Annotated in this window: 22 protein-coding genes and 1 riboswitch; of the genes, 8 read left to right on the top strand and 14 right to left on the bottom strand. The window is 63.1% G+C overall.

Going from position 1 to position 20,022, the window contains the following annotated elements; translation table 11 throughout:
• Positions 1–26: 26 nt before the first annotated feature.
• Complete coding sequence (locus DES43_RS01180) at positions 27–260, top strand: hypothetical protein (RefSeq protein WP_051520389.1); 234 nt, start codon at positions 27–29, stop codon at positions 258–260.
• Here the strand turns inward: DES43_RS01180 and DES43_RS01175 are convergent, their stop codons facing one another.
• The 11 genes from DES43_RS01175 to DES43_RS01125 all read right to left on the bottom strand — a co-directional run bounded on the left by DES43_RS01175 (position 261) and on the right by DES43_RS01125 (position 10,218).
• Positions 261–1,499 (bottom strand): MFS transporter, encoded by a 1,239-nt coding sequence (locus DES43_RS01175; protein WP_051520390.1) that lies wholly within the window; start codon positions 1,497–1,499, stop codon positions 261–263.
• Positions 1,496–1,999, bottom strand: a complete 504-nt coding sequence (gene nusB / locus DES43_RS01170) for a transcription antitermination factor NusB (protein ID WP_035023676.1) — start codon at positions 1,997–1,999, stop codon at positions 1,496–1,498. The genes DES43_RS01175 and nusB overlap by 4 nt, the downstream gene beginning before the upstream one ends.
• A complete protein-coding gene (locus DES43_RS01165) occupies positions 1,996–2,460 on the bottom strand; it encodes a 6,7-dimethyl-8-ribityllumazine synthase (RefSeq protein ID WP_035023678.1) in 465 nt (154 codons plus the stop codon). The genes nusB and DES43_RS01165 overlap by 4 nt, the downstream gene beginning before the upstream one ends.
• A 95-nt stretch (positions 2,461–2,555) precedes the next feature.
• Positions 2,556–3,173 carry a riboflavin synthase gene (locus DES43_RS01160; RefSeq protein WP_035023680.1) on the bottom strand — a complete coding sequence of 206 codons (618 nt, stop codon included), beginning with the start codon at positions 3,171–3,173 and terminating at the stop codon, positions 2,556–2,558.
• Positions 3,173–4,297, bottom strand: a complete 1,125-nt coding sequence (gene ribD / locus DES43_RS01155) for a bifunctional diaminohydroxyphosphoribosylaminopyrimidine deaminase/5-amino-6-(5-phosphoribosylamino)uracil reductase RibD (protein WP_035023682.1) — start codon at positions 4,295–4,297, stop codon at positions 3,173–3,175. Before ribD ends, DES43_RS01160 begins: the two co-directional genes overlap by 1 nt.
• 3 nt (positions 4,298–4,300) lie before the next feature.
• A complete protein-coding gene (gene nrdR / locus DES43_RS01150) occupies positions 4,301–4,765 on the bottom strand; it encodes a transcriptional regulator NrdR (RefSeq protein WP_035024083.1) in 465 nt (154 codons plus the stop codon).
• 180 nt (positions 4,766–4,945) lie between these two features.
• Positions 4,946–6,259, bottom strand: coding sequence for a serine hydroxymethyltransferase (glyA, locus tag DES43_RS01145; RefSeq protein WP_035023685.1), 1,314 nt, complete (start codon positions 6,257–6,259; stop codon positions 4,946–4,948).
• A 196-nt stretch (positions 6,260–6,455) separates the two neighbouring features.
• Positions 6,456–7,709: a L,D-transpeptidase family protein gene (locus DES43_RS01140; protein ID WP_035023687.1), complete on the bottom strand. Its 1,254-nt coding sequence runs from the start codon at positions 7,707–7,709 to the stop codon at positions 6,456–6,458.
• A 304-nt stretch (positions 7,710–8,013) separates the two neighbouring features.
• Positions 8,014–8,529, bottom strand: a complete 516-nt coding sequence (gene ldtR, locus DES43_RS01135) for a transcriptional regulator LdtR (protein WP_035023688.1) — start codon at positions 8,527–8,529, stop codon at positions 8,014–8,016.
• Positions 8,530–8,749: 220 nt separating this feature from the next.
• Positions 8,750–9,175 carry a DUF6163 family protein gene (locus DES43_RS01130; RefSeq protein WP_035023690.1) on the bottom strand — a complete coding sequence of 142 codons (426 nt, stop codon included), beginning with the start codon at positions 9,173–9,175 and terminating at the stop codon, positions 8,750–8,752.
• Positions 9,172–10,218 (bottom strand): enoyl-CoA hydratase/isomerase family protein, encoded by a 1,047-nt coding sequence (locus DES43_RS01125; protein WP_035023692.1) that lies wholly within the window; start codon positions 10,216–10,218, stop codon positions 9,172–9,174. Before DES43_RS01125 ends, DES43_RS01130 begins: the two co-directional genes overlap by 4 nt.
• A gap of 242 nt (positions 10,219–10,460) precedes the next feature.
• On the opposite strand from DES43_RS01125, the gene hemB reads away from it, so the two are divergent.
• The 7 genes from hemB to DES43_RS01090 all read left to right on the top strand — a co-directional run bounded on the left by hemB (position 10,461) and on the right by DES43_RS01090 (position 16,152).
• Positions 10,461–11,492 carry a porphobilinogen synthase gene (hemB, locus tag DES43_RS01120; RefSeq protein WP_035023694.1) on the top strand — a complete coding sequence of 344 codons (1,032 nt, stop codon included), beginning with the start codon at positions 10,461–10,463 and terminating at the stop codon, positions 11,490–11,492.
• The gene (locus DES43_RS01115; protein ID WP_051520391.1) at positions 11,489–12,745 is read left to right on the top strand and encodes an MFS transporter; all 1,257 of its coding nucleotides are present in this window, start codon (positions 11,489–11,491) and stop codon (positions 12,743–12,745) included. Before hemB ends, DES43_RS01115 begins: the two co-directional genes overlap by 4 nt.
• A gap of 77 nt (positions 12,746–12,822) precedes the next feature.
• Positions 12,823–13,176 carry a DUF423 domain-containing protein gene (locus tag DES43_RS01110; RefSeq protein ID WP_035023696.1) on the top strand — a complete coding sequence of 118 codons (354 nt, stop codon included), beginning with the start codon at positions 12,823–12,825 and terminating at the stop codon, positions 13,174–13,176.
• 77 nt (positions 13,177–13,253) lie between these two features.
• Complete coding sequence (locus DES43_RS01105) at positions 13,254–13,724, top strand: RDD family protein (RefSeq protein WP_035023698.1); 471 nt, start codon at positions 13,254–13,256, stop codon at positions 13,722–13,724.
• A gap of 35 nt (positions 13,725–13,759) precedes the next feature.
• A riboswitch (Fluoride riboswitch) is annotated at positions 13,760–13,821 on the top strand.
• Positions 13,822–13,906: 85 nt separating this feature from the next.
• Entirely contained in the window at positions 13,907–14,353 is a 447-nt protein-coding gene (gene crcB / locus DES43_RS01100; RefSeq protein ID WP_035024087.1) for a fluoride efflux transporter CrcB, read from the top strand.
• Positions 14,354–14,405: 52 nt separating this feature from the next.
• Positions 14,406–15,158 (top strand): arginyltransferase, encoded by a 753-nt coding sequence (locus DES43_RS01095; RefSeq protein ID WP_035023701.1) that lies wholly within the window; start codon positions 14,406–14,408, stop codon positions 15,156–15,158.
• Between the two features lie 151 nt (positions 15,159–15,309).
• Positions 15,310–16,152, top strand: coding sequence for a DMT family transporter (locus tag DES43_RS01090; RefSeq protein WP_051520392.1), 843 nt, complete (start codon positions 15,310–15,312; stop codon positions 16,150–16,152).
• Positions 16,153–16,174: 22 nt separating this feature from the next.
• Here the strand turns inward: DES43_RS01090 and DES43_RS01085 are convergent, their stop codons facing one another.
• From DES43_RS01085 to DES43_RS23140, 3 genes are all read right to left on the bottom strand, one after another.
• Positions 16,175–17,401 (bottom strand): AI-2E family transporter, encoded by a 1,227-nt coding sequence (locus DES43_RS01085; RefSeq protein ID WP_425352062.1) that lies wholly within the window; start codon positions 17,399–17,401, stop codon positions 16,175–16,177.
• Positions 17,402–17,615: 214 nt separating this feature from the next.
• Complete coding sequence (gene parC / locus DES43_RS01080; RefSeq protein ID WP_035023707.1) at positions 17,616–19,883, bottom strand: DNA topoisomerase IV subunit A; 2,268 nt, start codon at positions 19,881–19,883, stop codon at positions 17,616–17,618.
• A 9-nt stretch (positions 19,884–19,892) separates the two neighbouring features.
• On the bottom strand, positions 19,893–20,021 hold the full coding sequence (locus tag DES43_RS23140; RefSeq protein ID WP_280940152.1) for a hypothetical protein: 129 nt from the start codon (positions 20,019–20,021) through the stop codon (positions 19,893–19,895).
• Position 20,022 lies beyond the last annotated feature (1 nt).

The raw sequence follows: 20,022 nt of genomic DNA, 5'->3' as shown, positions 1-20,022 counted from the left end.
CCATCACAACAGGCAAGAGAGTGCGAATGAAGCTTGTTCTTACCCGATCCGCACGTCTGGAAGCGGAACGCGCCGGCATCGCAACCCGCATCGAGTCGGTGGCCCTGCCTGACGAATGCGCGACCGGCGATCTCGTCTCGCTGAAGGACGGCACGGCATCTCATGACTTCATCGTGATTCGCCGGCGCTGGATCGTCACGGAAGAAGGCGCAACGCTCGAACTTACGCTCGATCACCCTCCCCGGCCGGGCAGCCGCTGATCAGGCGGCCCGCTCGCGACGGTCGGCGACACCCTGCACGGCCAGCATGACAAGGCACAGGCCGGAGAACGGGAAGAGTATCCACGCGAGCATGTCCCAGCCCCAGGCGTTGTAGACTGCCCCCGACATCAGCGAGGCGAAAGCGACGCTGGAGAAAAGCACGAAATCGTGGAAGCCCTGCACCTTGCCCTTTTCTTCCGGCCTGTAGCACCCGGCCACGATGGCCGTGGAGCCGATGAAGCCGAAGTTCCAGCCAAGCCCGAGCAGAATCAGGGCCGTCCAGAATTGCCACAGCTGGATGCCTGACAGGGCTACGAGCCCGCAGCCGATCAGCAGGACGAAGCCGATCGCCACCATGGTCAGCGCGCCGAACCGGCTGATCAGGCGGCCGGTGAAGAAGCTCGGCGCGAACATCGCCATCACATGCCAGGAAATGCCGAGCGTCGCTTCGTCGGACGTGAAACCGCAACCGACCATGGCCAGCGGCGCGCCGGTCATCACGAAAGTCATCAGCGCGTAGGAGCCGACCGCGCAGATCAGCGCGGTGACGAAGCGCGGGCGGGTGACGATTTCGATCAGCGGACGGCCGGTCGGAACGGCCTGCTCCACCTTCTCGAAAACCGGACGCGGACGCAGTTGCGCCAGCACCAGCGCTCCGATTCCGGCCAGAACCACGAGCGAGGCGAAAGCACCGGCGAACGCGACAGGTTGCAGCAGGTCCTTGGTGAAGATCACCACCTGCGGCCCGAGCATTGCGGTGAAGACCCCGCCCGCAAGCACGAAGGAAATGGCGCGCGCCTTGAAGGCAGGGGGGGCATTGTCGGCTGCGGCGAAACGGAACTGCTGCACGAAAGCGCCGCCGAAACCGACCACCAGCAAGCCGAATGCAAAAAGCCAGAAACTCGACTGGTAGAGCGCGATGGTGGCGATCACACCGCCGAGCGCGGTCAGACCGGTTCCCGCAAGGAACCCCTCACGCTGGCCAAGCCGGCGTATGATGGCCGCAGCCGGCAGCGCGCCGATCGCGACGCCGACATTGAAGCCGGTCAGCGGGGCGGTCGCCAGCGACTTGTCCATGTCGAGAAGGTAGTGCCCGGCGAGTGCGCCAAGCGCAAAACAGATCGGCGCGGCAGAGCCGACGATGGCCTGCGCGGTAGCGAGGATCAGCGCTGTCCTGCGCGCCTCCCGCTCGACAGCGGGTGCCTGCGCGCCGGCAGCGGCCTGTCCTGATGCGCTCATGAAGCCTCCTTGCCCCTGCCTCTCCCTTCGCCGCGCACACGGCGGGAAATGCGATCGAGCACTGCATTGACGAGCTTCGGCTCGTCCTCTTCGTAGAATGCCTTGGCGATGTCGACATACTCCGAAACGATCACCGCGACAGGAACGTCGGCGCGCATCATCAGTTCGTAAGTGCCGGCGCGAAGGATGGCGCGCAGTGTCGAATCGAGGCGCGACAGCGGCCAGTCCTCGGTCAGCGCCTGACGAATGATCGGATCGAGCGTCTTCTGCTTTTCCACCACGCCGGCAAGAATCGCGCGGAACCACTGCGCATCCGCCTCGCGGTAAAGTGCGCCGTCCACTTCCTTGCCCAGCCGGAAGGCTTCGTATTCGGCTGTGATCTCCAGCAGTCCGCTGCCGGCGACGTCCATCTGGTACAGCGCCTGGACGGCCGCGAGACGCGCCGCGCCGCGCTTGTTAGCCTGCCTCACCGGAGGGTTGGTCTCTTCAGGCCCCGTCACGAACGTCCAGCTCCAAGCCTCTCCTGAACCGCGATCATGGTGAGCGCCGCCCGCGCGGCAAAGCCGCCCTTGTCGCCTTCGCTGCGGCGCGCACGCGCCCAGGCCTGCTCCTCGTTTTCAGTGGTGAGGATGCCGTTGCCGATGCAGATCGATTCCTGCACCGAGAGGTCCATCAGCGCACGCGCCGATTCGTTGGCCACGATGTCGAAATGATAGGTCTCGCCGCGAATGACGGTGCCGAGCGCCACGAATCCGTCGTAGCTTTGTCCTTCGTCTTCCTCTGCGTCGAGCGCGAAGGAAATCACCGCGGGAATCTCGAGCGCGCCGGGCACTGTCACCACGTCATAATCCGCACCCGCCTCATCCAGCGCGGCCTTCGCGCCTTCCAGCAGAGCGTCTGCGAGATCGTCATAGAAACGGGCCTCGATGATGAGCAGCTTTTTCTTATTATCCTGGGTCATGGTCCTTGCGTCTCCGAGTGAGCCGGTCAATAGGCCCAAGCGTGCGAGACCGCAAGCCTCACGCGACCGGGACAGGTTGGATCAGTGAAAGCCAGTCAGTAACCCTGCGCTGCCGCTTCCGCAAGCCGTGCAGCATAGCGCGCCATCGTATCGATTTCGAGGTTCACCAGGTCTCCGGCCTTACGCTCGCCCCATGTGGTCACCTGCAGCGAATGGTGAATGAGCAGCACGTCGAAGCGCCTGCCGTCCACCTCGTTGACGGTGAGCGAGGTACCGTCGAGCGCAACGGAGCCCTTGGGCGCGACAAAGCGCGCAAACTCCGCCGGAACTTCCAGCGTAAAGCGGACGGCGTCGCCTTCATCCTGCCGCGCAACAATCTCCGCCGTGGCGTCGACATGCCCCGACACGATGTGCCCGCCCAACTCGTCCCCGATCTTCAGTGCGCGCTCGAGATTGATGCGCGTACCGGATTTCCATTGGGCGGCGGTGGTCAGGCGCAGCGCCTCCTCCCACGCCTCGACCTCGAACCAGCGCGCATTGGATCCGCTCTCCGGCAAGGCCGTGACGGTCAGGCACACGCCGGAGCAGGCTATCGAGGCGCCTATATCGATGGTTTGCGGATCGTAGGCGGTATCGATGCGCAGCCGCACACCTTCCCTGAGCGGCTCGATCGCAGCAACCTTGCCGACATCGCTGACAATACCCGTGAACATCAGACCGTCCTTACCCACTCTGCGAAGCCGTCCTGATCGAACCGCATCTCGCGCAGCTTGCGAAAACCCGGCGGAATCCGGTCAGTTCCGATGGGGGCATCGATGCCCTGCGCGCCCACCTCCCCCGGTCCGTGAAACAGCATGATCCGGTCCACCAGCCCCTCGTCGAGGAAAGACCGGGCCACGGCTGCGCCTCCCTCCACAATGATGCTGGACATGCCAAGCGCAGCCAGATCGTCGAGCAGCTCTGGAAGGGCGATCCTGCCGTCATGCACCTCCGTCCCGATGAAGCGTACGCCGCGGCGCTCCAGTTCCAGACGCTTCTGTACGTCGGCTTCGAGATTTGCCGCGACATAGAGCGGCACGCGACCGATGCCGGAAACAAGCCGCGCATGTGGAGGAAGCCTGATGTCGCTGTCCAGCACGATGCGTGCCGGCGACCTGTTCTCCAGCCCCGGCAGCCGAACGGTCAGCTCCGGATCGTCCTCCAGCGCCGTGCCGATGCCGATCAGGATCGCATCGGCTTCCGCCCGCATCAGATGCACCTCGCGGCGAGCCACCTCGCCGGTGATCGGAACCTGTCCCTCGCCTCTGGCGCCGATCTTGCCATCGCTGGAGAGCGCCATCTTGAGCGTGACCTCGGGACGTTTCCTCAGAGAACGCATGAGGTAACCGGCAAGCTGGTCCGAGGCATCGGCAGCCAGCACGCGCTCCGTGACCTCGACGCCGGCTTCCCGCAATATGGCATAGCCCTTGCCGGAGACGCGGGGATCGGGATCGCTGGCCGCGCCCACCACGCGCCTGATGCCGGCAACGGCGAGCGCTTCCGCGCAAGGCGGGGTGCGTCCGTGATGCGCGCATGGCTCCAGCGTCACGTAGGCGGTCGCGCCACGCGCCAGTTCGCCGGCTTCGGCCAACGCCTCGGTTTCGGCGTGGGGCCGCCCGCCAATGGCGGTCACACCGGTGCCGACGATCATCGGCCCCGCCCCGTCATCGCGCACGATGATAGTTCCGACGGACGGGTTGGTGGATGTCCGGCCCAGATTGCGGCGCGACAGGCGCAGCGCGGCTGCCATGAATCTGCGGTCGAGGGCTTCCTGTTCGGGATCGGTGGAACGGCTCATCGATCAGTCAAGGTCCTCGTCGCCCTTCAGCTCGCCAAGCACATCATGGAAATCCTTGGCTTCGCGGAAATTGCGATACACGGAAGCGAAGCGCACATAGGCGACATCGTCCAGCGACTTCAGCGCCTCCATCACCAGCCGGCCGACTTCCGCCGAGGGAATCTCGGTCTCGCCCGAACTTTCGAGCTGACGCACGATGCCCGTCACGGCCCGGTCGATGCGCTCGGGATCGACGTTGCGCTTTCGCACCGCGATCTCGACCGAGCGCAGCAGCTTGTCGCGATCGAACGGAACCTTGCGTCCGGTCTTCTTTATGACGACCAGATCGCGCAACTGCACACGCTCGAAAGTGGTGAAGCGCCCCCCGCAATCGGGGCACACGCGCCGCCTGCGAATGGCCGAGCCATCTTCCGCAGGACGCGAATCCTTCACCTGCGTATCTTCAGACTGGCAATAAGGACAACGCATGACACCCACCCGATTCTCTACCGGCACAAGGCTAGAGATTTTCTTCCAAGGTAGGAAGCGCCAAGGGGAAATTGCAATGCCGCTTCTGTGCTGTCGATAGCGCAGTCCGTGCCCCGGCAAACACAGCGGCCGCCGCGATCCAGTCGCGACGGCCGCCTGCAACCGTAAACGAAACAGCGCTTATCCGAGATAGGAATAGAGCGGGAAGCGATCCGTCATCTCGATCACCCTCTGCTTCACCGAAGCTTCGACGGAGGCGTTGCCCTCATCGGAATTGGCGGCCTTCAGACCATCCAGAACCTCGGCGATAAGCTTGCCGACCTCGCGGAACTCGGCCTGCCCGAAGCCGCGCGTGGTGCCGGCGGGAGTGCCCAGACGCACGCCGGAGGTCACGAAAGGCTTTTCGGGATCGAACGGTATGCCGTTCTTGTTGCAGGTGATGTTGGCGCGGCCAAGGGCGGCCTCGGCGCGCTTGCCGGTGGCGTTCTTCGGCCTGAGATCGACCAGCATCAGATGGTTGTCGGTGCCGCCGGAAACGATATCGAGGCCGGTTTCCTGGAGGCTGGAAGCCAGCGCCTTGGCGTTGGCAACGACATTGTGCGCATATACCTTGAAGTCTGGCTTCAGCGCCTCCGCGAAGGCCACGGCCTTGCCGGCGATGACATGCATGAGCGGACCGCCCTGAAGGCCGGGGAACACGGCCGAATTGATCTTCTTGGCGATGTCCTCGTCGTTGGTCAGGATCATGCCGCCGCGCGGACCGCGAAGCGACTTGTGCGTGGTCGTGGTCGTCACATGCGCATAAGGGACAGGCGACGGGTGAACGCCGCCGGCGACCAGACCGGCGATGTGGGCCATATCGACCATCAGATACGCGCCGACCGCGTCGGCGATCTCGCGGAAGCGCTTCCAGTCCCAGATGCGCGAATAGGCGGTGCCGCCAGCGAGGATCAGCTTCGGCTTGACCTCATGCGCCCTGCGCTCGACCTCGTCCATGTCGATCAGGTGATCGTCCTGACGCACACCGTAGGAAACCACGTTGAACCACTTGCCGCTCATATTGACCGGCGAGCCGTGGGTGAGGTGGCCGCCCGAATTGAGGTCCAGTCCCATGAAGGTGTCGCCCGGCTGCAGCAGCGCCAGGAACACGGCCTGGTTCATCTGGCTGCCGGAATTCGGCTGCACATTGGCGAACTTGCAGTCGAACAGCTTCCTGGCGCGCTCGATGGCGAGTTCTTCGACAACGTCTACATACTGGCAGCCGCCATAATAGCGCTTGCCGGGATAGCCTTCGGCATATTTGTTGGTAAGGACCGTGCCCTGCGCTTCCATGACGGCGCGCGAAACGATGTTTTCCGAAGCGATCAGCTCGATCTCGTGACGCTGACGACCGAGCTCGTTACGGATCGCGCCGAAGATTTCCGGATCGGCATCCGCGAGCGTTGTTTCAAAGAAAGATTCCAGCGAACCGGATGCTGCCGACTGTATCGCCATTGCCTGAAGTTTCCCTAAGTGGAGTGAACCCGCAGGCGCCTTAGCACAGTTGACCTGCCCTATCCACTTTCAGCGCGAAATAAGCTGGCCCTATTGCGTCAGCCATTGCTGGCCCAGACGGTTGGGGCAGTTTTTCTCCATGCAATGCAAAAGGGCCGCCTCAAGGCGGCCCTCATGAAGTCCCGTGCGTTCCAGCTCAGAAAGCGGAGGAAATCTTCAGTTCGTCAACGCCGTCCCAGCCATAGATGTCGTCACGGAACTGCACGACGCCATCGCTTGTCGACCACGCGGATACATAGAGGAAATGAACCGGCACCGGGTTGGTGACGGCGACGGGTACTGTCTCGCCGGCCTTGATCGCCGCTTCGAACTGCTGACGGGTCCAGCCAGGGGTATCGCGCAGGATCCATGTCACCAGATCGCGAACGTTCTGCACGCGCACGCAGCCCGACGAGTCGAAGCGCATCATCTGCCCGAACAGGCTCTGCTGCGGCGTATCGTGCATGTAGACGCCGTCCGGGCTCGGGAAATTGATCTTCACCGACGCCATGGCGTTGTTGGTGCCCGGTTCCTGACGGAAGCGGTATTTTGCCGCCTCGTCCGTCGACCAGTCCACCATCATCGGATCGATCTCGCTGCCGTCCGGCGCGAACAGGCGAATCTTGCTGTCCCGGAGATAGTTCGGGTTCTTGCGCATCAGCGGAATGATGTCCTTGCGCACGATGGAGGTGGGGGCCGTCCAGTAGGGATTGACGATGATCTCGTTGATCCGCGAGTTCACGATGGGCGTCTGCCGGTCGATCTTGCCGACGATTGCCGTGTGGCGCAGGACGACACGGTCGTTTTCCACTGCCTCAATCTGCGCAGCCGGAATATTGACCAGCACGTAGCGGTTGCCGAGCGTACCGACCTTCTCGCGCAGGCGCCCGAGATTGGTTTCGAGCTGGCCGAGGCGGGTCTGGGCGGAAACGTTCATCGCCAGATAGCTGTATTTGCCGAGCACGCCGTCCGCCGGCAGGCCATGGCGCATCTGGAAACGCTTCACCGCGGCATCGACGTAGGAATCGAAGGACTGGGACAGTCCCGCATTCCGGGGCAGGTCGCCAGACACCATCAGACGCTTGCGCAGCGGCACCACGTCGGGGTCGATGACGCCGAGCTTGAGCTTCTTGGTGTCAGGCACGCGCTCCCAGCCGCCCTGCCCGACCAGATTGTGATACTGGCCGATGGCCTGTTCGGTATAGGCAATGGTCTGCTCGCTGAAGATCGGGCGCGTGGACTGGACCTTGGCGCTGCCGCTGGCGCGCGCATCGAACGTATCGCGCCAGCCGCCCTGCCCCGCTGCCCGGAGAATGTCGTCGACGACGTCCTGGGCACGCGCGCCACCGGCCACGAACGATGCCGCAAGAGCCGAGGCTCCGGAAAGAAACAAACGACGACTCGTCATCATGGGCGTTCCAGACATATCCAGTCAGTGTTCAGGCAATGCAGCCGGGCACTCTAGGTCTGCGACCTTAACAATTCGCCAACCATGCCGGGGGTTCCGGCATCGCGCCCGCGTCGCGCCTGAGCGGGTTGCTCATCGTCGGACATTCACGACCGATCCTGACACCTTCGCTTTCATCCGAATATGGCGGCAACGTGGCGCCTGCCGGCTTTCGGCCCTGCCGCATGCGACAAAGGCCGGGCCTTGTGCCTTTCAGGCACCGCCCGGCCAGTCAAGGGACCGTATGTCCGCGCTTGCGGCCGGGACCTTACATGCGATAGGCGATGGTGTCGTTCCAGAAGCGGTCCAGACGCTGGAGGGCGCGGTTCATCTGCTTGAACTCGTCGGTGTTGATGCCGCCGACCTGCTCGATGGAGCCGATGTGCCTCTCATAGAGGCGCGCCACCACGTCAGCCACTTCCATGCCCTTGTCGGTCAGGCTGATGCGCACCGAGCGGCGGTCGAGCTTTGAGCGCTCGTGGTTGATGAAGCCCAGATCGACCAGCTTCTTGACGTTATAGGACACGTTCGAACCGAGGTAGTAACCGCGCGAGCGGAGTTCTCCGGCCGTCAGTTCCGCATTGCCTATATTGAACAGAAGCAGCGCCTGGATGGCGTTGATGTCGGAGCGGCCCGCCCGTTCGAATTCGTCCTTGATCACGTCAAGAAGACGGCGGTGCAGCCGTTCAACAAGCTGAAGCGATTCCATGTACAGCGAACGGATAGCTTCCTGGCTTTCATTCGATACATTAGCGGGCTTCGCCGCCGAGCGCTGGTTGTTCATTGTCTTTGCCTCTCGTTTGTCGCCTGGTGATTTTTTGTTTTTCTCACCTTGATCGCGACACTATCGAATACTCATAAAATTCGACTTAAACACCAAGGCTAACAAGAGCTTACCAGCGAGAGCCGTCGAAGACGCTTAACGAATGGTCACGTCTTGCGGGACAATTAACCTAAAAAATGAGCTAATAGATTTGCAGAAGACCGGGAGGAGCCGGCAGTATCTACTGAATGGCTTGCGGCCGCTTGCGCATCTGCAAGGCGGCACGCAGGCCGCAATAGGCCGCGGCGACGATCGCATGCGAGACGACGACGGAAGGCTTGTGGCCGAAATACTGCGGAAAGCCGGCATACATGGCGATCTCGCCGGCCGCGCACAGGAACCAGATGACCGGCCCCCACGAGGCGAGCATCCACAACCCCGCCGCGGCGAACGGAAACAGCACCGCAAGCGCCGAAGCCGCGATCTGCCAGTGTACCGGCATCAGATCGAAGCGATAGAGATCGCCGGGGTAATAGCCGATCAGCCTGATCCAGTAGAGGACGCCCTGAACCAGACACAGGCAGGCGACGCAACGCAGGAACACGGCGAACGCAAGATCGAGCGTATCCGGGACGGGGACGGACCGGGTTGCAAGTCCTCTGGTCACAGCGCCAGTTCCCGCTCGCCAAGCGGCGCGAAATACGCTTCCACGGCAGCATCGCTCACAGCTTCCAGAGCCGGGGGGTTCCAGACCGGCGTCGAGCCCTTGTCGACAAGCGCGGCGCGAATGCCTTCATAGAAGTCGTGACCATCCAGCATGCGGTTGAGCACCCTGAACTCCATGCGCATGCAATCGTCCATCGAAAGGCCGGCCCCGCGGCTGATCTGGCGCCAGGTGACCTTGAGGCTGGTCGGGGATCGGGAAAGCATGGTCGCGAGCGTTTTTGCCGCGAAATCGTCACCCGCCTCGGCTTCCGCCTTCAGGCTGGCCAGAACCGATTCCAGAGATCCTTGCGAGAAATGGCGCTCGATGGCGGCAAAAGTCGCGGCATCCGTTTCCGGCGGCACATCGGCATGGAAACGGCTGAGAACCGCATCCACCTCGCCTGACGCCGTGAAAGCGTCGATGAGGTCCTGCTGGCTCTCGGCCCGGATGGCCTGCGTTGCGAGCCCGACCGCCAGCGCATCGCCATATCGGACGCGGTTGCCGGTCAGTGCCATATACATGCCGAAACTGCCCGGCAGCCGCGACAGCACATGGCTGCCGCCGACATCGGGAAAGAAGCCGATACCCACCTCCGGCATCGCCACGATGGCGTTTTCCGTCATGACCCTGTGCGAGCCGTGAGCCGAAATGCCGACGCCGCCGCCCATCACGATGCCGTCTATGAGCGCGACATAAGGCTTGGGGAAGCGCGCGAGCTGCGCATTCATGCGGTATTCGTCGCCGAAAAAGCCGACGTGGCGTTCGCCGGCCTTGCCGGCCCGATAGACATCCATGATGTCGCCGCCGGCGCAGAAGGCCCTCCCCTCGCCCCTGACGAGCACGAGGCGGACCGCATCGTCCCCTTCCCATGCATCGAGGGCAGCTGCCAGCGCATGAACCATTTTTGCGGTCAGGGCATTGAGGGCCTTCGGACGTGTGAGCGTCACCACACCGGCCTGTCCCACGATCTCGAAGCGAATCTCCTCGCCGCCGCCAAAATCCATCGCCACAGATTCCCTCTCCTATGATCTCCGGCAAAAGTGCTAAGTGCGGCAACCAGCTACGTCAATGGCACGAAATCATTGCGACATTGAGCGAAACGGCCACCGGAACAATGATGTCGCATTGGTCAGCGTCCCCGGTCATGTTAGAAAGCCTCCAGAATACGGCTTCGCGGGAAGCCCGGAAGAGTGTGCACAGATTAAGGACCGGGAATGGCGGATGCAGCCATCCCGCGGAGTTGGCCATGAACAGGTTCGCACCCACCAAGGCGGCAGGTACACGCACCGTAGACGAAGTCACCGGCTCCCGGCGCCTCAGGCGCATGCGCAAGGCCGCATGGTCGCGCCGTCTGGTGCAGGAAAACCACCTCACCGTCGACGATCTCATCTGGCCGATCTTTCTTGTCGACGGCGAGAATGTGCGAGAGCCCATTGCTGCCATGCCCGGCGTCTTCCGGTTCTCGGTCGATGTGGCCGTGCGCGAAGTGGAACGCGCGGCGAAGCTCGGCATTCCGGCCATCGCCACGTTCCCGAATGTGGACCTATCCCTGCGCGACGTCACCGGATCGCTGATCCTCGATCCCGACAATCTCACCAACCGGGCCACCCGCGCCATCAAGGAAGCGGTTCCGGAAATCGGTGTCATTACCGACGCCGCGCTGGATCCTTTCACCAGCCATGGTCACGACGGCGTGCTGCGCAACGGCATCATCGTCAACGACGAGACCGTCGAGCAGGTCGCGGCCGGCGCCGTGCTTCAGGCGGCTGCGGGAGCCGACATCATCGCGCCTTCCGACATGATGGACGGCCGCATCGGGGTCATCCGCTCCGCGCTGGACGACAACGGCTTCCAGGACGTGGCCATCATGTCCTATGCGACCAAGTTCGATTCGGCCTTCTACGGCCCCTACCGGGACGCGATCGGAACGGCCGGCCTGCTCAAGGGCGACAAGAAGACCTACTACATCAACGCCGCCAATTCCGCCGAGGCCCTGCGCGAGACCGAGCAGGACATTCTGGAAGGCACCGACATGGTCATGGTCAAGCCGGGCATGCCCTATCTCGACATCATCCGCCTTCTCAAGGATACCTTCGCCCTGCCCACTTTCGCCTATCAGGTCTCCGGCGAATACTCGATGATCATGGCAGCAGCAGCCAATGGCTGGATCGACGGCGAGCGTGCGATGATGGAATCGCTGCTGGCATTCAAGCGCGCCGGCGCCGACGGCATTCTCACCTACTTCGCGCCCAGCGTGGCGGAAAAGCTGAAAGGGTGAGCGGCGCAAGCCCGACCGCAGAGACAGCCAGCCAGCCATCCGAACACCCGCAGGAAGCGGGTTACGACCGCCACTGGCGACGCAACCTTGCCGTCTGCTTCGCCGGTTCGTTCGCCACCATCGTGGCGATGACGCTGCTCCTCCCCTTCCTGCCGCTCTATGTCGAGCAGCTTGGCGCCAGCAGCCATGCCAGCATCGTGCAGTGGTCGGGCATCGCCTATGGCGCCACATTCTTCGCCGCCGCGCTGGTCGCGCCGCTGTGGGGCCGCCTTGGCGACCGCTACGGACGCAAGCTGATGCTGGTTCGCGCCAGCCTCGGCATGGCCGTGTGCATGTCGCTGATGGGCATGGTGCAGAGCGTGGAGCAGCTTGTCCTGTTGCGTCTTCTTGTCGGTCTGGCCGGCGGCTATGCATCGGGGTCGACGATCCTCGTCGCCATGCAGACGCCGAAAGAACGGTCGGGCTGGGCGCTGGGCGTTCTCTCCACCGGCATCATGGCCGGAAATCTCGTAGGGCCGCTCATTGGAGGTCTGCTGCCGCCCCTGATCGGCATCCGCACCACTTTCATGCTTTCCGGCGGAGCTATTTTCGTCGCGTTTCTGGCCACCGCCCTCTTCATCAGGGAAGAGCACAGACCGGGGAAGGCTGCCCACAGGAAACGAAGCGGCGCTTGGGCGGCCATTCCGGACAAACGGCCGGTTACAGCCATGCTGGCGACCGGCATGCTGCTGATGTTCGCCAACATGTCGATCGAGCCGATCATCACGGTCTATGTCGCGCAACTGATGGAAAATCAGGCGCAAGTCACGCTGATGGCCGGCGTCGTCATGTCCGCCGCCGCGCTCGGCAGCATCGTGTCGTCAGCCTGGCTCGGCAAGCTGGCAGATCGCGCGGGACACTGGAATGTGGTGATCGGCGCGCTGGGAGCGGCCGCCCTGCTGCTTGTGCCGCAGGCGTTCGTCACCGCCGGCTGGCAGCTCGTCGCGCTGCGCTTCCTCATGGGGCTGGCGCTGGGCGGCCTGCTGCCGTCGATCACCAGCATCATCCGCCACAATGTACCGGACGGGGTCGGCGGCAACGTCCTCGGCTATGCGATCTCGGCCCAGTATGTCGGACAGGTGGCGGGTCCGGTGCTCGGAGGCTTCGTGGGCGGCCATATCGGAATGCAGGCCGTCTTCCTCGGCACGGCGGTCCTGCTTGGCGCCGGCGCCCTGTGGAACTGGCTTATCCGCAGGGACGATTTGCCGGATTGATTTATCGAAGCCTCGCCTCATAGCTGCACGATGAAACGATCTCTCCAGATTCCGATTCGTACCGGGAGCAGCCACCGATGAACAATCGCATTCTCGTCCTTGTCGCCGGGCTCGCCGGCACGGGAGGTGTCGCTCTTTCGGCGGCGGCGTCGCATGGAAGCGGCACCTTCACCGCCACGGCCGCATCGTTCATGCTGATGCACGCGCCGGTGCTGCTCGCCATCGGCCTGCTGACCGCCAACCGCATATTGCACGCTGCCAGCCTGATCCTGATCGCAGGTCTTGTCCTGTTCTGCGGCGATCTGCTGATGCGCGATTTCGTCGGCACGCGGCTGTTTCCCTTCGCTGCTCCGGCCGGCGGAACCCTGCTCATGGCCGGATGGCTGGCTGTTGCACTTGCTGCGCTTCGCCCGGGAAAATCCGCGGATTGAGCGGAATTTCTTGAAAATTCGCCGGCATGCACCATCTGAAGCCTGAAGGAACCCCAACCGAAAGGCTTCGAACCCATATGAACGCTCGCGTTCTCGACGGCGAGATCATCACCAGCCGCCTTGACGATATCCGCGCTTATGACGGCGTGCGCACCCGGCGTGTGCTGGCCTTTGCGATCGACTATCTCATCGTGGGCCTGCTTTCGATCCCGTTCGCCGTTCTCGTGCTTCTGCTTGGCCTCATCACATTCGGCCTCGGCTGGGCGCTGTACGGCTTGCTGTTGCCCGTGGTCGCGCTCACCTATGTCTGGTTCACGCTGGGCAGCACGGATCAGGCCACCACAGGCATGAAGCTGATGAACCTTCGCCTTGAACGGCTGGATGGCCGTCCGGTCGACGGCATCTTCGCGATGGTGCATTCGGTGCTGTTCTGGGCCGGAAACGTCATCCTGACGCCGCTTGTGCTGCTGATCACGCTGTTCTCGGACCGCAAGCGCACCCTGCACGACCTGCTGCTCGGCACCGTCGTGGTGCGCACCGATCGCTGACAAGCCTTGCGCGCACCGCGCGCAGGGCTTAGGCTTAAATGGATGGGGATGGAGCTCCCCGAAACCGCCTGAAATGGCTGATGGCTCCTGTCGCAACGAAATCGCGGCAGGGGTGCGTCTGGAAGAGACCCCGCCGCATGGCGGGTTTTTTGTGCCCGCGGGCCAAGAAGGAACTGAAAACGATGTCGTTCACGTCCTGCCTCGCAGTTGCTTTCGGGGGCGCGCTGGGAAGCCTGGCCCGCTACATGCTTTCGGTCGCGGCCCAGCCGATCAGCGGCTCCCTGCCATGGGGCACGATCATCATCAATATTCTCGGCTCCTTCATCATCGGCCTGTTCGGCACGCTGACGCTGGCGCAGGGCCGCTATCCGGTTTCGGAAAATGTGCGCCTGCTGGTGATGGTCGGCATATGCGGCGGCTTCACCACCTTTTCCTCCTTCAGCCTCCAGACCCTCGACCTCATGCGCACTGGCGCGATGGGACGGGCCGCGGTCAACGTCATCGCCTCGGTGGTGCTGTGCGTCGGCGCGGTCGCGCTCGGCCATTTCACCGCCACATGGTTCAACCGCGACGTGCGCATCGTCCAGTTCGCCATCGAGGAAGAAAGCGGGCCTGTGCAAACATCTTGAATTTTTCGGAGAACGGGCCAAGCTATAAATTGTCGCGGAGTTCGCTTGCCAGATGACGCAGCACCTGACCCAATCGCCGCAGTTCTTCCTGACTGCGCCTTCGGCCTGCCCCTATCTCGAGGGCCAGTTCGAACGCAAGGTCTTTACCCATCTCGTCGGCAACAAGGCTGCGGAAATGAACGACCTGTTGACGCAAGGCGGCTTCAGGCGCTCGCAGAACATCGCCTATCGTCCGGCCTGCGAGACCTGCCGGGCCTGCGTGTCGGTGCGTATCCTCGCGCAGGAGTTCGAGGTCAGCCGCAATATGCGGCGTGTGCTGCAACAGAATCGGGATCTGGTGAGCACCATGGCCAATGCCCAGCCCTCGACGGAACAATATTCCCTGTTCCGAACCTATCTCGATGCGCGCCACCGGCTTGGCGGCATGTCCGACATGACTGCCCTCGACTATGCCATGATGGTCGAAGATACCCATGTCGACACCAGGATCATCGAATACCGCAGGCGGGGTCCAGACAGCTTCATCACCGGCAAGGGCGAAGGCGAGCTGATTGCCGTCGCCCTCACCGACCGCATGGCCGACGGCCTGTCCATGGTCTATTCCTTTTTCAACCCCGACATGGACGAGCGCTCGCTGGGGACCTTCATGATCCTCGACCACATCGAGCGCACGCGCGCCATGGGCCTGCCCCATGTCTATCTCGGCTATTGGGTCAATGGCTCTCGCAAGATGGGCTATAAGATGCGTTTCCAGCCGCAGGAGCATCTCAACCCCAAGGGCTGGGAGCGCTACCAGGCCAGATAGGGCGCGAACCGCCCTCGACGGGGCGATGAGTCCGGCTGCGGGCCAACCTGCCGCACATCTTATCCTGTTCCCGCCGCCTGCCGGAGTTATTGCCTTGCCCAAGAACATTGACCAGCACACCAGGGGCTTGTTGCTGACAGCTTTCGGGGGCATGGCCCTGACCATCGATATTCCCCTGATCAAGCTCGCCGGCGGCGATCCGTGGTCGATCCTGTTCGTGCGAAGCGCCACGACCTTTACGGCCGGCCTGCTGATGTGGGCGATCTGGCGTTTCTTTTCCGCGGATGCGCCGAAGCTTGTGCCGGGGCGAACCGGATTTGTCGTCGCCGGGCTCTACGGCCTCAGCTCGATCATGTTCATCACCGCCGTCTTCAACACCTCGACGGCGGACCTCGTCTTCATCCTTGCGTTCAACACCATGTTCTCGGCGCTGTTGTCATGGCTGTTTCTGCGTGAGCGCCCCCGTCCGCAAACCCTGCTTGCCATGGCGCTGATGATCGTGGGGATCTCGATCATCGTCGGCTCGTCGCTGGGAACCGGCAACCTGTTCGGCAACCTGATCGCCATGTTCGCCGCCTTCCTGCTTTCCTGCGCAATCACCGTCTCGCGGGCGAGCGGCAAGGACATGGGTTTCACCGCGCTCGTGGGTGTCATCCTGCCATGTCTCGTCGCCGGCTTCATGGTCTCGAAAAACGGCCTGCATATCGCCGAGCCCGGCTGGATCATCTTCAACGGCGCCGTGATCATGCCGATTTCGTTCTTCTGCCTCGCCAATGGTCCAAGGTACATTTCCGCGCCGGAAGTGGCGATGTTCTATCTTCTGGAAACGGTTCTGGCTCCTGTCTGGGTCTGGATGATCTTTTCGGAGACCCCCACCCGCAACAGCCTGATCGGCGGTGCGATCCTCATCCTGACCCTGGCAGGACATTCGTTCTGGCAGTTGCGGGAAGGCCGCAGGCGGCGCGCCACACTGGCCCTGCGCCATCCCGCCTGAAAAAGCGGGGCGGCGGACGGACTCAGCTTTCGGCCGGTGCCGTCTCGCCCGTCTTGTAGCGCGCGGGCGAAGAACCCTGGGGCGCCTCGACCACGGCTTCCGCCGTCACAACGGGCACGACGGCCGTTTCGGTAACGTCGACCTCATGCTGCCACTCACGCCAGATGGCAACGAGCAGCGCCATCAATACGGGGCCGACGAAGAGGCCGACAAAGCCCATGGTCTTCACCCCGCCGACCAGACCGAAGAAGGTCGGCAGGAACGGCAGCTTGATCGGTCCTCCGACCAGTTTGGGGCGCAGGGTCTTGTCGACGATGAAAAGCTCGACGGAACCCCACATGAACAGGCCGATGCCGGCAAGCGGCGAACCGCTGGCCACGAGGTAAAGCGAGACGAGGGTGAAGGAAAGCGGAGCGCCGCCGGGAACAAGGGCCATCAGCCCCGTGAGCGCGCCAAGCGTGACCGGCGAGGGAACACCGGCAAGCCAGTAGGCAATGCCCAGCACCACACCCTCGCCTATCGCGATCAGCGTCATGCCGGTGACGGTCGAGCTGATGGTGGCCGGGACGACGCGCGAGAAACGCTCCCACCGCGCCGGCAGGATACGTTCGCCGATGCGGTCCACCTGCACCGCGAAGGCTTCGCCGTCGCGGTAGGTGAAGAACAGCGCGATCAGCATGAACAGCAGGGCGAGCAGCAGGCTGAAGGCGCTGCCGCCGGCTGCCACGACGCCACGGTAGATGCTGCCTATATTGGCGCCGCTGACGAGCTGGATCAGCTCTCCGATACCACCAGGATGATCGATGGTAACCGACCATTGCTGCGCCAGCCATTCGCCGATCACGGGCAGCGCCGCGATCCATTCGGGCACCGGCGCACCGTGGCGGTTCGCCTCGACTGCCCACACCACCCAGTCGTGGATTTCGTTGAACGCATACATGCATGCCAGAACAATGGGCACGATGATGAAGGTGAGGATGAGCAGCAGCGCCAGACTGGCGGCCGTCGTCCTGTTGCCGCCGACGGCCGCCAGCAGGCGGCGGTAGAGCGGCCAGCTTGCAAAGGCGATGACCAGCGCCGCCAGAACCGGCACGAGGAAACCGTGAAAGAAGTAGACGCCGGCAGCGACGATCATGATCAGCAGCCAGCGGGCCGCCGACAGCGGCTGGATCACCGCTGACCTGATCGGCGCGGCGCGCCCCATAAGGCGCATCTCACGGCCGTTCGTCTGACTGTCCTGTTCTTTCAAACGTCGCGCCTCCAGCCGACTCGGTCTGTCGGAGTCTCACTATGCATCAGCATAGTGCAGCAATCATTACGACAATCCAATCACGACGAGGATGCAGAAAATATTGTCGGAAGCGTGTTCACAAACCCCTGCCGCCCGGCGAAAGGCTGGCAGAATCCGTTGATTCAATTCCGCAGCGAATGAGGCCGGCCCGTTGAAAACAAAAAGGAAAGCCCTATCCGAACTTCCCCGTGCGCGGGAACCCCTTCGGGACCATCCGCCCGGCGGATGCGCGCGCGCCGATCCATTCCGCAAGTTCCGCCTGCGTGCGTGTGAAGGTCCTGTCCGCTGAATCCTGCCAGGTCAGACCCGCATCCATCGCGAAAGTCTTCAGATCGAGCACCCCGCCGGACTTGTATTTTTGAAGCCGGACGCCCTTGCCGCGTGTCATTTCCGGAATTTCAGACAGCGCAAATACCAGCATCTTGCGGTTCTCGCCGACGATGGCGACATGGTCGCCTGCCGCGGGAATGCAGAAGCGCGCTTCGTCCGGGGTCTTGACGTTCATCACCTGACGGCCCTTGCGGGTGTTGGCGGCGGCCTCATCCTCCGAGACAAGGAAGCCATTGCCCTGATGCGAGGCAAGAAGCAGCCTGCGCTTCGGCTCGTGCACGAAAGCGGTGACGATGTCCTGATCGGTCTCCATGTCGACCATGATGCGGATGGGCTCGCCATGGCCACGGCCTCCGGGCAACCTGTCGGCACCGATCGTGTAGAATTTGCCGCCCGTCGTGAAGATGAGGATCTTGTCCGTCGTCTGCGCGTGGAAGGCAAGCTTGAGGCTGTCGCCCTCCTTGAAGGAAAGCTGGGTGTAGTCGCCGAGATGCCCCTTCATGGCCCGCAGCCAGCCTTTTTCCGACACGACGACCGTGACAGGCTCCTTCTCGATCATCGCCTGCGCAATATCGGTCAGGTCGTGCTCCGGGGCCTCGGCGAAGGCGGTGCGGCGCGGACCGAGTTCCTTGTTCTCCTCCGGGCCGAAATCGCGGCGGATCGTCTGGATTTCCCACGCGATGGTGTTCCATTGCTTCTGCTCGTCGCCGAGCAGGGCCTCGATCTGGCGCTTTTCCTCGGTAAGAGCGTCGAACTCCTTGCGGATTTCGAACTCCTCCAGCTTGCGCAGCGACCGCAGGCGCATGTTGAGGATGGCTTCCGCCTGCGTGTCGGTCAGGTCCCAGCGCCCCATCATGACGGGCTTGGGCTCGTCCTCCTCGCGGATGATGCGGATCACCTCGTCTATATTGAGATAGGCGATGAGGTAGCCGGCCAGTATCTCCAGCCGCCGCTCGATCTCGGCCAGCCGGTGGCGCGAACGGCGCAGCAGCACCTCGCGGCGATGGTCCAGCCATTCGCGCAGCACGCTTTTCAGCGACAGCACGTTCGGCACCTTGCCGCGCGACAGCACGTTCATGTTGAGCGAGAAACGGCTTTCAAGCTCGGTCAGCTTGAACAGCGATTCCATCAGGATGCCCGGATCGACCGAGCGGCTCTTGGGCACCAGCACGACGCGGATGTCCTCCGCGCTCTCGTCGCGGATGTCCTCCAGCAGCGGCAGCTTGCGCGCGATCAGCAGTTCGGCGATCTTCTCGATCAGCCGCGATTTCTGCACGCCATAGGGGATTTCGGTGACGGCGATGACCCAGGTGCCGCGGCCCTGATCCTCCTGATGCCAGCGCGAGCGCACGCGGAACGAGCCGCGCCCCGTGCGATAGGCTTCGGCGATCGAAGCACGGCTGTCGATAACGATGCCCCCGGTCGGGAAATCCGGCCCCTGCACGAAATCCATCAGCCGGTCGTCGGAGACATCCTGTCGGGACTTGATACCGTCGATGAGGCACAGCGCGGCATCGCACAGTTCGGCAGCGTTGTGCGGCGGGATCGAGGTCGCCATGCCGACCGCTATGCCCGAAGAGCCGTTGGCGAGCAGGTTCGGGAACGCGCCCGGCAGCACGACCGGCTCCTCGTCCTCCTCGTTGTAGGTGGGGCGATAGTCGACTGCGTCCTCGGTGATGCCGGCAAGCAGCTCGGTCGCCACATCGGTCATGCGCGCTTCCGTGTAGCGCATGGCAGCGGCGTTATCGCCATCGATATTGCCGAAATTGCCCTGCCCGTCGACCAGCGGGTAGCGCATCGAAAAACCCTGCGCCAGCCGCACCAGCGCGTCGTAGATCGACTGGTCGCCATGGGGGTGGAACTTGCCCATGACCTCGCCGACGATGCGCGCGCATTTGGCGAAACCCTGATCCGGGTTCAGGCGCAACAGCCGCATGGCGTGCATGATGCGCCGGTGGACGGGCTTGAGGCCGTCACGCACATCCGGCAGGGCGCGATGCATGATGGTCGACAGGGCATAGGCGAGGTAACGCTCCTCGAGCGCCTGCTTCAGGTCGACCGGTTCGATATGATCGCCGCCATCACCGGGCGGCAGAAGGCTCTTTCCCATGGGGGTTGACTAAACGAGGTGCCGATTCGCGGCAAGGGCAAGAGGAGCGTCAAGACCTTTTCGATCACCGAAAAATGCAACCGTCTCTGCTATTTTGACGTGAATTTCTACCAATGGATCAAGATTGGCCTTGCTCATG

Source organism: Aquamicrobium defluvii, from assembly GCF_004363725.1.
Taxonomy (GTDB): Bacteria; Pseudomonadota; Alphaproteobacteria; order Rhizobiales; family Rhizobiaceae; genus Mesorhizobium; species Mesorhizobium defluvii.
This window is presented reverse-complemented; position numbering and strand designations above follow the sequence as displayed.